This is a genomic window from Porticoccus sp. (assembly GCF_965660005.1).
GTDB lineage: Bacteria > Pseudomonadota > Gammaproteobacteria > Pseudomonadales > Porticoccaceae > Porticoccus.
In genome coordinates this window covers 23,440-38,821 of the sequence record NZ_CBFHYF010000015.1, presented here as the reverse complement: position 1 = coordinate 38,821, position 15,382 = coordinate 23,440, and the positions used below count along the sequence as shown (strand labels likewise).

10 protein-coding genes are annotated in these 15,382 nt (G+C 55.1%); 7 read left to right on the top strand and 3 right to left on the bottom strand.

Translation table 11 applies throughout. The annotated features are described in order from the left end of the window. From ACTF5G_RS05355 to thrC, 4 genes are all read left to right on the top strand, one after another. Positions 1 to 398: tyrosine-type recombinase/integrase (locus tag ACTF5G_RS05355; RefSeq protein WP_438951787.1), on the top strand; the 398-nt coding region annotated here is incomplete at its 5' end. 69 nt (positions 399 to 467) lie between these two features. Beyond that, the gene (locus ACTF5G_RS05350) at positions 468 to 1,223 is read left to right on the top strand and encodes a DsbC family protein (protein ID WP_438951789.1); all 756 of its coding nucleotides are present in this window, start codon (positions 468 to 470) and stop codon (positions 1,221 to 1,223) included. 241 nt (positions 1,224 to 1,464) lie between these two features. Then, the gene (locus ACTF5G_RS05345; RefSeq protein ID WP_438951786.1) at positions 1,465 to 2,769 is read left to right on the top strand and encodes a homoserine dehydrogenase; all 1,305 of its coding nucleotides are present in this window, start codon (positions 1,465 to 1,467) and stop codon (positions 2,767 to 2,769) included. Positions 2,770 to 2,804: 35 nt separating this feature from the next. Continuing rightward, a complete protein-coding gene (thrC, locus tag ACTF5G_RS05340) occupies positions 2,805 to 4,205 on the top strand; it encodes a threonine synthase (RefSeq protein WP_438951785.1) in 1,401 nt (466 codons plus the stop codon). A gap of 24 nt (positions 4,206 to 4,229) precedes the next feature. On the opposite strand, the gene ppk1 is transcribed toward thrC, so the two are convergent. Further along, positions 4,230 to 6,275 (bottom strand): polyphosphate kinase 1, encoded by a 2,046-nt coding sequence (gene ppk1 / locus ACTF5G_RS05335; RefSeq protein ID WP_438951784.1) that lies wholly within the window; start codon positions 6,273 to 6,275, stop codon positions 4,230 to 4,232. Between the two features lie 259 nt (positions 6,276 to 6,534). On the opposite strand from ppk1, the gene ACTF5G_RS05330 reads away from it, so the two are divergent. Continuing rightward, positions 6,535 to 7,461: an SdiA-regulated domain-containing protein gene (locus ACTF5G_RS05330; protein ID WP_438951783.1), complete on the top strand. Its 927-nt coding sequence runs from the start codon at positions 6,535 to 6,537 to the stop codon at positions 7,459 to 7,461. A 376-nt stretch (positions 7,462 to 7,837) separates the two neighbouring features. Next, positions 7,838 to 10,057, top strand: coding sequence for a lipopolysaccharide kinase InaA family protein (locus ACTF5G_RS05325; RefSeq protein ID WP_438951782.1), 2,220 nt, complete (start codon positions 7,838 to 7,840; stop codon positions 10,055 to 10,057). An 80-nt stretch (positions 10,058 to 10,137) separates the two neighbouring features. On the opposite strand, the gene ACTF5G_RS05320 is transcribed toward ACTF5G_RS05325, so the two are convergent. Both ACTF5G_RS05320 and ACTF5G_RS05315 read right to left on the bottom strand, forming a co-directional pair. After that, positions 10,138 to 11,421, bottom strand: a complete 1,284-nt coding sequence (locus ACTF5G_RS05320; RefSeq protein WP_438951781.1) for an acetyl-CoA C-acetyltransferase — start codon at positions 11,419 to 11,421, stop codon at positions 10,138 to 10,140. Then, entirely contained in the window at positions 11,418 to 13,391 is a 1,974-nt protein-coding gene (locus tag ACTF5G_RS05315) for a 3-hydroxyacyl-CoA dehydrogenase NAD-binding domain-containing protein (protein WP_438951780.1), read from the bottom strand. The genes ACTF5G_RS05320 and ACTF5G_RS05315 overlap by 4 nt, the downstream gene beginning before the upstream one ends. Positions 13,392 to 13,566: 175 nt before the next feature. Here ACTF5G_RS05315 and recJ point away from each other — a divergent pair, with 175 nt between their 5' ends. Next, complete coding sequence (gene recJ, locus ACTF5G_RS05310) at positions 13,567 to 15,306, top strand: single-stranded-DNA-specific exonuclease RecJ (RefSeq protein WP_438951779.1); 1,740 nt, start codon at positions 13,567 to 13,569, stop codon at positions 15,304 to 15,306. Positions 15,307 to 15,382: the final 76 nt, after the last annotated feature.

Sequence of the window (15,382 nt, the reverse complement as noted above, 5' to 3'; positions counted from 1 at the left end):
TAGTGCGAGTGACGGGCAAGGGGGGCAAGGAACGCATGGTTCCGATGGGCGAGGAGGCGATGATTTGGCTGGAGCACTTCATGCGAGAAGCACGCCCCCTGATATTGGGCGCGGTACAGAGTGACGTGCTGTTCCCCAGCCGTCGCGCCCGACAGATGACCCGGCAGACCTTCTGGCACCGGATCAAAGGTTACGCGCGCCAGGCCGGCATTGAAAAACCTCTCTCGCCACACACACTCCGCCACGCATTTGCTACCCATTTGCTGAACCACGGAGCCGATCTCAGGGTGGTACAATTGCTGCTTGGGCACAGTGATCTTTCCACCACACAGATCTATACCCACATTGCCAATACCCGTATCAAGGCGTTGCATGCGGAGCACCATCCGAGGGGGTGAGTGAACCCTTGTGACGATGAAGACTCAATATCTGATTCCCGATGCTGAATTTGACAAGAGAAACCTGTGATGATCAAAAAAATTCTGGGCATGACAATCGCATTGATACTGTTACCTGCAGCCTTTGCTGACGAGGTATCAGAAGATGTACGCAAGACCATCCTGGACAAGCTACAGGAAACCCGCTCTGATCTGGAATATGGTGCAGTGGAAGCATCCCCCATAGATGGGCTCTACCGCGTGCGAATCAATGGTACCCAATTCTTCTATGCCAACAGAACCGGGGATTACATTATTACGGGGGACATGTATCAAACCCGTCCCGGAATGTTCGTGCCGGTCAAGGATTTGGCTGCGGCCAAATTGCGCAAAGAAATGTTGGGTACGGTGGCAACGAAAGACATGATTGTTTTTCCCGCTGTGGATACGCGGAGATACGTCCTCCATGTTTTTACGGATGTGGATTGTGGATATTGTCGAAAACTCCACGTTGAAGCTGTTCCCGAATTGAATATGGCCGGTGTGGAGGTCCGTTATCTGGCCTTTCCGCGAGCCGGACTGGATTCTGGCTCCTATCGCAAGGTGGCCTCAGCATGGTGTGCGAAAGACAAGCTGGCCGCACTGACAGCACTGAAAAACCGCGAACCGATAAAAGAGAACGTCTGCGTGGATAACCCCGTTGCCAGTCACTACGAGCTGGGTCAGAAAATAGGTATCAGCGGCACCCCGGCGCTCATTCTGGAAGACGGTGCCCTGTTGCCTGGCTACAGCCCGGCGAGCGAATTGCTCACGATTATGGGGCTTGATGATGGAAGTGATGGTTAGAGAGTGATAACCGGTGTGACCAAATCATCGCGGGCAGATTGACAGTCCCTTTACCGCCAATTAAGGTTGCGAACCTTCACCAGCGCGCTGGTCTGTGTACGTTTTTTGCATTTTTGCACAGTGAATGGATCTCGCAGTTGCTGCTTTAGTGGCATTGCCGCACCAGCGTCCCTGTTGCGGGCTGAAACAGTATTACCCCAGTTGGCTCTGGATCAAACCGGTTAATACCGAGGCAAATCGATTGAACTCAGTAAAAGTTGGCCTGTGCGGCCTGGGAACGGTAGGCAGTGGTACATTTAACGTATTGCAGCGCAATGGCGATGTGATCAATGCCAGGGCGGGCTGCCGTATTGAGATAATTCAAGTGGCAAGCAGACGCCCCAATCCTGCCTGCAATCTGGGCGACACTCCGGTTACCGGTGATGTTTTTGCCGTTGCCCGCAATCCCGATGTCGATATTCTGGTGGAGCTGATAGGTGGCATTACGGTCGCCCGCGAATTGATTCTCGATGCCATTGAGCATGGCAAGCACATTGTTACGGCGAACAAAGCGTTAATTGCCGAATACGGCAACGAAATTTTTAATGCGGCCAAGGCCAAGGGTGTCACTGTCGCCTTTGAAGCCTCTGTGGCAGGCGGTATTCCTATTATCAAGGCAATGAGGGAAGGGCTTGCAGCCAATCGAATTCAATGGCTGGCCGGGATTATCAACGGCACCGGCAATTTTATTTTGACAGAAATGCGTGACAAAGGCCGGGCTTTCGAGGATGTGCTGGTGGAAGCTCAGCAGCGCGGCTATGCAGAAGCAGACCCGACCTTTGATGTGGAAGGGATTGATGCGGCCCACAAGTTGGTTATTCTGGCCTCTCTCGCCTTCGGTATTCCGCTGCAATTTGAAAAAGTCTTTACCGAGGGTATCAGCCAGCTGGATACCCGGGATGTGGCCTACGCCCAGCAGCTCGGTTACCAGATCAAGCATCTGGGTATTGCCCGTCGCAACAACGGCGGCATTGAATTGCGGGTTCACCCCACCCTGATTCCCCGCAAGCGACTGATTGCCAATGTCGATGGTGTCATGAATGCCGTGCTGGTCAAAGGTGATGCCGTGGGCCCAACCCTATATTACGGCCCGGGTGCCGGGGCGGAACCTACCGCCTCTGCGGTGATTGCCGATATTGTGGATCTTGCCCGTACCCTGACGGCCGATCCGGAGCATCGGGTGCCCCATCTGGGTTTTCAGCCAGAGCAGCTGAGCGATATCCAGGTATTGTCTATCGAACAGGTCGAAACCGCTTACTATCTGCGTATCACCGCACGTGATGTGCCGGGGGTTTTGTCAAAGATTACCCAGATTCTCAGCGATGCCGAAATCAGTATCGAGGCCGTTATCCAGAAAGAGGCGGATGATGGTGAGGACTATGTGCCGTTGATTATTCTCACCGACCGTGCCGTGGAGAAAAAACTCGACGAAGCGGTAGACAAGATTCAACAGTTGCCCACCACCGAGGGTAATATTGTCAGGATTCGTGTGGAATCGCTGAGCTAGCGTTTTCCGTTTCAAGAACAGAACAGGTATCAAACGTGAACTATATCAGCACCCGCGGCCAGGCCCCGGTATTGAGTTTTGAAGATGCAGTGCTGGCCGGCTTGGCTACTGATGGCGGTCTTTATGTGCCGGAAACCCTGCCACAGTTTTCTCGGGAAGAAATTGCCAGCTGGTCTGGCCTGTCCTATCAGGAGCTGGCCTTCAGGGTGATGTCCCCGTTCATGGCCGGTGAGGTTCCGGATGATACGCTACGGGAACTGATCGACAAGGCTTACAGCACCTTTCGCCATGATGCCATCGCGCCTCTCATTCAAAGCGGTCACAACGAATTTATTCTCGAACTGTTTCAGGGGCCGACGCTGGCCTTTAAAGACTTTGCCCTGCAATTCCTCGGTCACCTGCTGGACTATGTGCTGAAGAAGCGCAACCAGCGTGTCGCCATCATGGGAGCCACCTCCGGTGATACTGGCTCGGCTGCGATTGAAGGCTGTCGCCACAGTGACAACGTGGATATCTTTATTCTTCATCCCTATCAACGGGTGTCCGAAGTACAGCGCCGCCAGATGACCACGGTGTTGGAAGATAATGTCTTTAACATTGCCCTGCAGGGTAACTTCGACGATTGCCAGAACATGGTGAAAGCCAGTTTTAGTGATCAGTCTTTCCTGCCGGAAGGGCGCCAGCTGGTGGCAGTCAACTCGATCAACTGGGCGCGTATCATGGCCCAGATAGTGTACTATTTTTATGCGGCACTGGCGCTGGGTGCTCCCCATCGCCCGGTGGCGTTTTCTGTGCCCACCGGTAACTTCGGCGACATTTTTGCCGGTTACCTGGCCAGTCGCATGGGTCTACCGATTGATCAGTTGGTGATTGGCACCAATGCCAATGACATACTGCACCGCTGTATCAGTGCCAATGACCACAGTCTGCACCAGCTGGTTCACAGTTTGTCGCCATCCATGGATATCATGGTATCGAGTAATTTCGAGAGGATGCTGTTCGACCTTTATGACCGGGATGGGGCAGCTCTTGCCGCCCTGATGGCCGACTTCAAAAAAACCGGCAATCTGCATCTCAGCGAGACCGCACTGGCCAGTGCGCGTAAGCTGTTTACCAGCTACCGACTGGATGATGAGTCCATGGTGGCGGTCATTCATGATATGTGGCTGAAAAACGGTTATTTACTCGACCCTCACACCGCTATTGGCATCGCCGCAGCGCGTCATACACGCCGCCGCCAGGATATTCCGATGGTCTGTCTGGCCACGGCCCATCCGGCAAAATTTCCCGAGGCGGTGCGCAAGGCCGGATACCAGCAGGATCCACCTTTGCCGCATCACATGGCCGATCTGTTTGAACGCGAGGAGCGATATTCCGTGCAGCCCAACGAGATTGCGTCGGTGCAGCAATACATGGCTGAACATATCCGCCGTTAACCGGGGAGAAGAGAGCAGCGACACCTATTTCAGTTTTTTAAGATAGTCGTAGATAGCCATTTGTGAGCGCACTTTTTTCTTGTTGCCCCGTTTTACATAGGTGTTGCTTTGCTGTTCATCAATAACGCGGGCCTTGCAGCGATCGCTGAACTGGATTTCCAGAATATCAATCACGCGCTTTTTCAAGGTGGCGTCCAGAATGGGTACGCCCACTTCAAGCCGGTAATCGAGGTTGCGGGTCATCCAGTCCGCCGATGACAGATAAACCGCGGGGTCGCCGCCATTGTGGAAGACCAGACAGCGGGGGTGTTCCAGAAACCGGTCCACAATACTGATGATCGAAATATTGTCTGACAATCCCTTGATGCCGGGTTTAAGCGCGCACATTCCCCTGACAATCATGCGTATTTTGACGCCGGCCTGACTTGCCGCATAGAGCTGCCTGATAATGCTGTCGTCCACCAGATTATTGAGCTTCAGGCTGATAACGGCTTTCCGGCCAGATTTTGCAGCATGAATCTCACGGTTAATCAGTGCGCGGATTTTTCGTCGATTGTTGAAGGGCGAGACCTGCAGGTATTTGAAGTCGTAGTGCTTGAAGCTGTATTCAATAAAGTTGAAGACATTGCGCACTTCATCGCAAATATTCTGGTGGCAGGTAAAAAGGGAAAAATCCGTGTAAATTTCAGCGGTCTTCTCGTTGAAGTTGCCCGTGCCAATATGGGCGTAGAACTGCTCTCCATCCTGGGTTGCTCTGGCAATCAGACACAACTTTGAATGTGCCTTGAGGCCGGGTACGCCCAGCATGACTGTGATACCCGCCTCGGCGAGTTTTTCGGAGAGTTCCAGGTTCTGCTTTTCATCAAAGCGGGCTTTCAGTTCCACATTCACTGTGACCTGCTTGCCATTGCGTGCCGCATCCATCAGGCACTCCACTACCCTGGAGTCTTTTGCCACCCGATAGATGTTTATCTTTATGGAGATAACGTTGGGGTCAAATGCCGCCTGGCGTAATAATTCCACAAAATAATTGAATTTTTGATAGGGGTAGTAGAGCAGGATGTCGCCCTGGTCAATCGCATCAAAGGTGTTTTTGGCGCGGTCAAACTGGCTGACAGACAGGGCGGGAATTGGCGGGCTGGCGAGGTATTTTTCGCCGGGATTGGCAAAGCCGATAAAGTCGCGAAAGTTGCGGTAGCGGCCCCCCGAAATAATGCTGTCGCCTTTGGCAAAGCCAAACTTGCTTTTTAACATGTCAATCATTTCGGTAGGCATTTCCCGGTCGAAGGTGAGCCTGACGGGATTGGCCTGAAGGCGTTGCTTTAGCCCGATCGACATTTTTTCCACGAGACTTCGGTCAATTTCATCGTCGAGTGTGTACTCGGCGTCCCGGGAAAACTTCATCGACCAGGCATTGAGGCTGTGATAGCGGAAAAAGTCCACCAGCACCATATCCAGGCAGTACCGAATGGCCTCATCGATAATCATAAAATGCCGACGACGATTTCTCTGGTCATTTGGCAATCTCAAAAAACGACTGCTGGTGTCCGGCACTTCCAGCAGTGCATAACTGACCCCCTCTTTCATGCCAATTTCCACCACCAGGTAGTTGGCGCCATCCCGCAGCACTTTCGATAGATCGATTTCCGGGGTGACCAGGATCGGCACAATACGGGGTAATACCTGTGCGCGAAAATGTTCGCGAACCCATTCACCCTGGCTGGCAGAGAGGTCCTCGGGCATTAAAAAATAGATACGCCGTTTCTGTAACTCTATCAGTACCGATTGGAAAGCACGGTCAAATCGTACCGATAGCTTGGCAATCCCCTTGTTGATATCGCGCAACAGCTGTTTACTGTCCTTTGCCGAGCCCGCGATCTGTTCAATCAGTACTTTGCGTCTGACATCAGCCACTCGAACCTTGAAAAATTCATCCTGATTGTCAGAAAAAATACCGAGGAAATGCACCCGGTCAATCACCGGGTTCTCTTCATCCTCAGCTTCCTGAATGACACGCTCATTGAAGGCAAGCCAGCTCAGTTCTTTTGGGTAAATTGGGTATTTTTTCATGCGCGACCTGATGCTATCTGCAATGATTTATGACGTTTTGCCGAATCAGCATAGCGTGTCCTGAATACCTTTGTATGACATTTAAATGACAGATGAATGACAGTCTTCTGTGGAGTTCCACGGAATGTCTCACATTCTGTCCGACTCAGGAAGTCATGCTCCTGCAGACTCAGTCATCAATCCATTCCCGCATGGACAATGCTTTGGTTTTCTCCATAATACCCAGCGTTCTCCGCTCCGATGGGTGTGCGGACTATTGATGAAAGGCCAGGTTATGAAACGGTTATTGATGGTCGCTGGTGTGTTGTTCGGCGTCACTGCGCTGTTGATCTATGGCTACAAACCTATGCTCAATGCCTGGCACACCGGTGTCCTTTCCTGGCACGCCTTTCGCCTGAGCAACACCGTGCTGCTCGAGGGCGCGATGGATCTGTCGCGCTATCGCGTAACCATAGATGGCAAGACAATCCCGGCGCTTGAGGACGATCTCTCGGCACTGACCTATAACCCAGAGAAAAACACCCTCTGGGCACTGTTGAACAGTAATCCGGTGGTGGTGGAACTGTCTCTCGAGGGTGGGTTGTTGAGGGCAATCCGGATCGGGGGTGTCAGGGACATGGAGGGTTTTACACATGTCAGCGGCGACCGCTATGTGATTGCCGAAGAGCGCACCCACCGCTTGCTGGTCGTCGATATTCCGGACGACGTGGAGAGCGTCAATATCGAGGGTGTTCCAACCCTGGTGGTGGGGATCGGCAGTGACACCAACAAGGGTTTTGAGGGACTCTCCTGGGATGATGACGGGCAGCGGCTACTGGTGGTGAAAGAGCGCAATCCAATGCGGGTGATCGAAGTTACCGGGTTCGTCAATTCCCTTGTGGGTGAGCCGATGAATGTCGGTATTCGGGAGATCAAATCACCCGGCTCACCGGAGCTTTTTATGCGGGACCTGTCGTCGATTACTCATGTCAGGGGAGTGGGGCACGAGTTATTTCTCAGCGATGAATCCCATATGCTGGTGGAATATAATGACGAGCGAAAATCCATCAGTCTGCTGGATTTGCGAGCTGGCAGGAGTGGTCTGGAGAACACTATCCCCCAAGCTGAGGGCGTGGCCGTAGACAGCGAACTGAATATCTATATCGTCAGTGAGCCAAATCTGTTCTACCGGTTCTCTCCGCAATAGTTTTTGCTCTGGATGTATTCTCAATTAACCCATGTTGGTATGTCGGTGGGTATGCGTTCTGGCCAGTAGCGTTTTCAGTGTCACCTGGTCCGTGAGGGGTGCTGATCGATGCTGCTACTCAGCAGCGAATCTGATACCCTTGCCAACCACAATAACTGATAACAGTGCATGGCAAGTCATAACGGTTTTGCGGTTTCCGGCAAATCAAAACACCGCTTCATCTGCTGTCAGGAGGGCCAGTTGCCATTCAATCCGCCAGTCTCAATTGCTGTGAGTCTCCCCGGCGAAGTAATGACGAGTGGAGCATGTATCAATTCCCGTCCATCCGGCACGCCAGTGTCAGCCGTTTCCATTCCGGAAGGTGCGCGGTGACATCATGAACATCAAATTCATACTGGCTGCTGTGCCTTATACATTGTCAGGCAGAATTCAGGTGGCGGGAGGGCACCTGCCTGTTGCCGGGCATACTGTCCCGGCCGACTTTGTGGGGGTTGGTGTCACGACCGCGGATAGCCCGCTGGTGGATGATTACGTGCTGGAGCGTCTCGCCGAACTGGGCATCAGGCAGGTTCGCGTCGATTTTACCTATGGGGATATGGCGGGTCCGGTCGCCCGGCTACTGGATCGCCTGCTGGCCACCGACATTCAGGTTCTGTTGCATCTTGTACAACCGTTTGAGGAAGTGAAGCGAATTGCCAGTCCCGAAGGACAGGCGGCGTGGCGTGAATTTGTCAGTGCCACTGTTGCCTGTTACGGTGAAAAGGTGTGGGCAATCGAGGTTGGCTCAACCATCAATCGCCGTCGCTGGTCCGGCTACGACACCGAGAGTTTTTTTACCAGCTGGGGCATTGCCTACGATGAAATCAAATCCCGCAATATCAGGCTGGTCGGCCCAAATATCACTGATTTTGAGCCACTCTGGAATATCGCTGTACTGACCCGTTTAAAACAGGACGGCAAACTGCCCGATATACATACCAACAACCTCTTCAGTGAACGGGTAGTGGAGCCGGAGCGGTTTGATCACCGCTTGCTGGGTAGCTGGATCGGGCAACTTGTCAAAGTAAATCTAGTCAAAAAATGCCGGATTCTCAAGAAAATCACCAGTGACTTTGGTATCGATGAGCTGGTGTCCCCCGCTGCCTTCTGGACGCTGCCCCGCATCAAACGTGTGCTGGTCAACAGTGAACAAAAGATGGCGGACTACCTGACCCGATATATGGTGCTATGTGCCGCCTCCGGGTCAATGCGTCAGATTTATTGGGGCCCGATGCTGTGCAATCGCGAGGGACTGATTGATGATGACACCGGCACTTACCCTTTGCTTGAAAGGGTAACGCATTACCATCGTGTATTCGGTGATGAGGCCAGCTACCGAATTCGTCCGGCCTTCCGGGCAATGAAAACCTTTATCGCGAAAATCTCCGGCAGTCGCTACGAGGGTGCGCTGGCCACCACAGGCGGGTTGCAGATACATGTCTTCCGTGACGACCGCTACCTGGTTCATGTGGTCTGGATAGAAAACGGCAAGGCGCTCCCCCTCCATGCCTGTTATCGCGAGGGCGATATCGACGCCAGTGAGATACTCGATCGCGAAGGTGATCACCTGACAGGTAAGCCACAACTGATTTCAGAGGCACCCCTGTTTCTGACCTGGCCCGCCACAGTAGATGTGCAGCTGGTCGAGCCCGACTTCAAGCAGACAGAGCATATCTACCGCCATATTCCCGGTCAGGAATACTATGTGTATAACGATGATCAGTGGCACGGTATGTTGATGGCCGGTAGCCCGGTCGAAGCGGAAGGGCGTTTCAGAAGTCTGCATCCGGATCACCTGCCTGGCGCCACCCAGGAGACCCTGTTGCGTCGTGCCCGCAACGCTGTCTGGACAGTCGAGGATGTACTGGCCACTGCAGTTGTGGCAAAAAAATCGCTGAAAATTCATCCCCACAAGCGCTTTTTCGACAGACAAAAGCCCTCAAAAGCCCGCCGCAGCTGGATCGCCGCTGCAGAGTTATTGCGCAGGGGTATCCCCACGGCGATGCCGGTGGCCTACTTCGAAAAAGTCGGTGATCGGAGTCTGCTGGAGAATTACTTTATCTGTGATCGGGTCGACACAGATTTTACAGCCAGGGAAATACTGTCGGCATTTCGTGATGGTGCCACTCGCTTTCAGGACATTCCCGCTGAGCAGGCCTACCGGGAGCTGGGACGTTTCCTGTTTGAGATGCACTGCCGGGGAGTCTATTTCCGGGATCTTTCCGGTGGCAACATCCTCATTAAAAAATCACCCACCGGAGAGCTTCAGTTCACCCTGATCGATATTAACCGGGCGCGTTTTTTCAATCGCGGTGCCACAATGATGGAGCGACTGTCCGATCTGTCCCGAGTCTGCAACAAGCTGCATTGGGCCGGCCGAGAGGAGTTGATCGGCCAGTATCTGCAACGGCCTGAGAGCGGAGGTGCTATTCCATGGCATTACCGCATCCCCTTCTACCTTTACGACTTCAAGGCCGCCTTCAAGCGCCGCTTTGGCCGCAAGGCCATCAAGCGATTGCTTAACAGGGCTGCCGGATCTGACGGAAGCTCGAAGTAACTGGTCTGAAGTGACGGGTTAAAGTAACCGACGAGCGTGAGAGACCGTTGGCAGAAAATTAGCGGCTCCCGGCGCTGCAACTACCTCTCCAGAATGGCCGCCACGCCCATACCGCCAGCGGTGCAGATCGAAATCAGGCCGCGACCCTGTCCCGCCAACTCCAATTGCCTTGCCAGCGTGCCGGCTATCCGTGCGCCAGTCGCGGCAAAGGGGTGGCCGACCGCCAGGCTGCTGCCGGTCATATTGAGTTTGTTGCGATCAATACTGCCGAGAGCCCTGCCCAGCCCCAGTCTATCCCGGCAGTATTCCTCCGACTCCCAGGCCCTGAGCGTGCAGAGCACCTGTGCTGCAAAGGCCTCGTGAATTTCATAATGGGTGAAATCCTGCAGGCTGAGTTCGGCACGTTGCAGCATTCTGGCCACCGCCACAGTGGGTGCCATCAGCAGGCCTTCGCCACCCACATGATCGACCGCAGCCGTTTCCATGTGGGTGAGACGTGCCAGCACGGGCAGATTATTGGCGGCAGCCCATTCCTCGCTGGCCAGCAGCAGGGTGGCGGCCCCGTCGGTCAGCGGCGTGCTGTTACCGGCAGTCAGAGTGCCTTTGGCACTGCGATCAAAAGACGGCTTTAGCTTTTCCAATTGCGCCAGTGTCAGGGCGTGGCGCAGATTGTTATCCCGCAACATGCCTGCACAGGGACTCAGCAGGTCATCGAAAAAACAGTTGCTGTAGGCGGACTCGGCGCGGTGGTGGCTGGCCAGCGCCAGTTCATCCTGTGCTTCGCGGCTGATCTGCCATTGCTTCGCCATTAACTCGCAGTGCTCGCCCATACTCAGTTCGGTGCGCGGTTCAGTGATGGCGGGAGCCACCGGTGCGAGCTCTGAAGGGCGAAAGCCTTTCAAAGCCGTCAGTTTCTGACGGGTGGTTTTTGCCTTGGATAGGGCCACCAGCCGTTGGGAAAACCGCCTGGAAAACAGCACAGGCACATCACTGGCACTGTCGGTACCGGCGGCAATGCCACACTCAATCTGCCCACAGGCGATTTTCGAGGCGATGCCAAAGGCCGCTTGCAGGCTGGTGCCGCAGGCCTGCTGGAGCGTGATGCCGGGAGTCAGTGGCGACAGGCCGGTACTCAATAGTGCTTCGCGGGCCAGGTTGAAATCCTTCGGGAATGTCATCACAGCGCCCGCCACCAGCTCATCCATCTGCCGCCCATGCAGGTTATAGCGATCCACCAGCCCTTGCAGGGCACTGACCAGCATATCGAGGTTGGTCAGATCAGCGTAGCCGGTCCCGGCCCGGCAAAAAGGAATACGGTTCGCCCCGACAATGGCTACCGGGCGAAGGGTTCTGGATTGGCTCATGGTTTCACCTCCGACTGCTGGTGTTCCAGGTAATGCATCGGGCCGCCGAGAAAGGGGGCAAAGCCGGTGCCGAAAATGACCCCGGCGTCCAGCAGGTCGGCACTGTCGACAATGCCATCATCTAGGCAGTGTTGGCACTCGGCCAACAGGGGTTTGATCAGGCGGTCGCCGAGAATGTCCATGGCCACCATATCACTGGCTTTGCCTTTGTCAGGCTTGCCTTTCTTCCACCGGTAAAAGCCCTCGCCGGATTTCTTGCCGAGCTTGCCCTCGTCAATCAGTGCCTCCAGTTTTGCGATGGCTTCCTGTCTGTCCGGTGCGAGTTTCTTGACCACGCTGAGTGCGACATCGAGTCCGACGGTATCCACCAGTTCAACTGGTCCCATCGGCATGCCGAAGCGTTTGGCTGCCTCATCCACGGTGGCCATGCTGTGTCCTTCCTCGAGCAGATTGATCGCCTCCAGCATATAGGGCGCCAGCACGCGATTGACCAGGAAGCCGGGAGCGCTGTTGACCGGCAGGGGGAATTTGCCGATGCGGTTGCTGAACAGGCAACCTTTCTGAATATCAACGGCACTGGATTGCTCACCTCGCACCACTTCCACCAGCGGCATTTTTGCCACCGGATTAAAGAAGTGAAGCCCAATCAGCCGTTGCGGCTGCTGCAAGCCCAGTGCAATTTCATGCAGCGGAATGGCGGACGTGTTGGTCGCCAATACAGCGTCGCCCCGGGCTGTTTTCTCCAAATCCTTAAAGAGCTGCTGCTTGGCCTCCAGATTTTCAAAAATCGCCTCGATTACGACATCCGCCCGGGCAATACCTTCTCCGTCCACATCGGCGATCAGGCGACTGCTCGCCGCCGAGACCTGTGCCGGGCTGCGCAGTTTTTTCCTGAACAGTTGTTCGGCCCGCTTTATGGCAGGCTCGATGTATTTGGCTTCCCGGTCCTGCAATGTGACTTCCATTCCCCGCAGTGCGCACCAGGCGGCAATGTCGCCGCCCATGACACCCGCGCCAACCACATGAACGCGATGGGGTCGCCAGTTGACAGTGGTCTCATCGGGTTTGCCCAGCGCTTTCAATTGTTCCTGGAGACGGAAAACCCGCCGCAGGTGCCGCGAGGTGTCACCCATCAGTAATTCACTGACTTTATCGGCCTCGCCTTCCAGCATGGCCTCAAAGTTGTTGCCCACCTGACGCCAGAGCTCGATGAGGGTGTAGGGCGCAGGGTAGTGTTCCGGACGGGCCCGTTTAGCCACCTCCCGGGTCATGACCTTAGCCAGAATCTGGCGCATACCCGGCCGGCTGGTCAGTTGTTCGAGTCGATTGGCCCGGTGTCCTTTGCGCTGCTTGACAATGGCTTTACGCGCTGCCCAGTGCAGACTGCCGTGTTCCGAGACCACTTTGTCCACCAGCCCCAGCGCGCGGGCAGCACGGGCCCTGAGAGAGCGGGCGCTGAGGATCAACTCCAGTGCCTTTCGGCCGCCCAGCAGGCGTATGCTGCGTGCGGTGCCACCAAAGCCGGGAAAAATCCCCAACTGGATTTCCGGGAAACCGATCCGGGTACTATCGGCATCCAGTGCCACCCGGTAGTTGCAGGTCAGTGCCAGCTCCAGTCCACCACCGAGGCAAAAGCCATGCAGAGACGCCACGGTATAGCAGGGCAGTGCCTCCAGCCGGGCAAAGACCCGGTGGGCCATTTCGATACCGGCTTTTGCCGCATCGCGGTCAGTCTGCTTTTCAAATTCGCGAATATCCGCACCGGCGATAAAACCGCTGGCTTTCGATGAATAAATGACCAGCCCGGCGGGCAGGGCCGTTTCCAGTTCCGACAGGATGGTATCCAGTTCCTGCATCACGTCACTGCTCAGGGTGTTGACGGTCTCATCGCAGCGGCCGATTGCCAGCCAGGCAATATTTTCGTTATCCCGCTTCAATTGCCAATGCTTGTACGAAGAGTTATCGGTCATCGGTAAAACATCTCCTTTCCCATCGCATCGCCGGCTCGTGTGCTTCCTGATACCAGCCTGCTTTACAATGTCGGTCTGTTGTTATCATCAATTCATCATAGCGGATTGGCAACGGATTGAAATGCTCCCTGCATAGAATGGATCTGGAATACTTTGTGATGTGGAACCCCTTGCCATGACGATACCTCATATCACCCGGCGCACCGCTGATCTGTCGAGATGCGAGTTCAGCCCGGCTGTTCCACCGTTATTGCAGCGTATTTATGCGGCTCGGGGTGCCGAGAACGACCGGGCGTTGATGCGAACGCTCCAGGAGCTTCCGGGGCCGGAGGGCCTGCTCAGCATCGACGAGGCGGTGTCACTTCTGGAACAGACCATCAGTGAACAGCAGGCGGTCCTCATCATTGGCGACTTCGATGCCGACGGTGCCACCAGCACGGCGCTGACCCTCCTGGCACTGAGCGCCATGGGGTTTTCCCGGGTGAGTTATATCGTGCCCAACCGCTTCGAATACGGCTATGGCCTCACCCCGGAAATTGTCGAGTTGGCCAAACAGCAGAGCCCGGACCTGATCATCACAGTGGACAACGGTATTTCCAGCGTCAGTGGCGTGAAGGCCGCGAAAGATGCCGGTATCAAAGTGCTGATCACTGATCACCATCTACCCGGCGCACAATTGCCCGAAGCCGACGCCATCGTCAATCCGAACCAGCACGGTTGCGAATTTCCCGGCAAAAACCTTGCCGGAGTGGGGGTGGTGTTCTATCTGATGAGCGCCCTTCGCAAGCGGCTCCGTGAACGCGGCTGGTTTGCGGAACAGCAACGGGTGGAACCCAATATGGCTGAATGGCTAGACCTGGTAGCACTGGGCACTGTGGCCGATGTGGTCACTCTCGATACGATCAATCGCATTCTGGTCTACCAGGGTTTGCAGCGTATTCGCGCGGGGAAATCCCGGCCGGGTATCCAGGCACTGCTGGATCTTGCCGGCCGCGATGCCAGCCGCCTGGTGGCATCGGATCTCGGTTTTGCCATTGGGCCCCGGCTCAATGCGGCCGGCCGGCTGGATGATATGTCCATCGGCATCCAGTGCCTGCTTGAAACCGACCCCTATCTGGCCCGGGAATACGCCCTGCAACTGGATGAACTGAACCGTGACCGCCGGGTAATCGAAGCCGATATGCAGCGGGAAGCACTGGTGGCGCTGGAGCAATTACACCTGGACGAACAACAGTTACCCTGGGGGCTCTGTCTGTTCGACGCCAACTGGCATCAGGGGGTGGTGGGTCTGCTGGCCTCGCGCATCAAGGACAGGGTGCATCGTCCGGTCATCGTCTTTGCCGATGCCGACAACGGCGAATACAAAGGGTCTGCCCGCTCCATCAAGGGCCTGCATATCCGTGATGTTCTGGATGCAGTCGCCAGTCGCCACCCTGGCCTGATCAGTAAATTCGGTGGCCACGCCATGGCGGCGGGGTTGAGTCTTGCCAAGGATCACTACCCGACATTTGTCGATGCCTTTGACGCAGAGGTACGCCGACTGCTCACCCCGGCAGATATGGAAGCGGAAATCCTCACCGACGGCGTACTCAATCCCGACCAGCTCAGTATCGATACCGCCCAGTTACTGCGGGAGGCCGGCCCCTGGGGGCAGCACTTTCCCGAACCGCTGTTCGAGGGCGAATTTCATGTCGTGCAGCAGCGCATCGTCGGTGAAAAACACCTCAAACTGGTACTGACAACCGATGCATCAAAAAATCAGCTGATTGACGCCATCGCCTTCAATGTGGATACCGAGCGTTGGCCCAACCCGGCGGTGGATAAGGTGCAGATTGTCTACAAGCTGGATATCAACCTGTGGCGGGGTAGGGAATCGGTGCAGTTGCTGGTGGAGCACCTTGCTAACGTTATATAACTGATGGCCGCTGGGGGTATTGATAGGCTCCATAATGATGGTGAAGCAGCCCGAGAGGAGTACTATTGGCGTCAAC

What these genes read in the sequence shown, in the direction of transcription:
- ACTF5G_RS05350 (WP_438951789.1), top strand. Translation starts at nt 468, where the DNA reads ATGATCAAAAAAATTCTGGGCATGACAATCGCATTGATACTGTTACCT.
- ppk1 (WP_438951784.1), bottom strand. Translation starts at nt 6,275, where the DNA reads ATGAAAAAATACCCAATTTACCCAAAAGAACTGAGCTGGCTTGCCTTC.
- ACTF5G_RS05330 (WP_438951783.1), top strand. Translation starts at nt 6,535, where the DNA reads ATGAAAGGCCAGGTTATGAAACGGTTATTGATGGTCGCTGGTGTGTTG.
- ACTF5G_RS05325 (WP_438951782.1), top strand. Translation starts at nt 7,838, where the DNA reads ATGAACATCAAATTCATACTGGCTGCTGTGCCTTATACATTGTCAGGC.
- ACTF5G_RS05320 (WP_438951781.1), bottom strand. Translation starts at nt 11,421, where the DNA reads ATGAGCCAATCCAGAACCCTTCGCCCGGTAGCCATTGTCGGGGCGAAC.
- ACTF5G_RS05315 (WP_438951780.1), bottom strand. Translation starts at nt 13,391, where the DNA reads ATGACCGATAACTCTTCGTACAAGCATTGGCAATTGAAGCGGGATAAC.
- recJ (WP_438951779.1), top strand. Translation starts at nt 13,567, where the DNA reads ATGACGATACCTCATATCACCCGGCGCACCGCTGATCTGTCGAGATGC.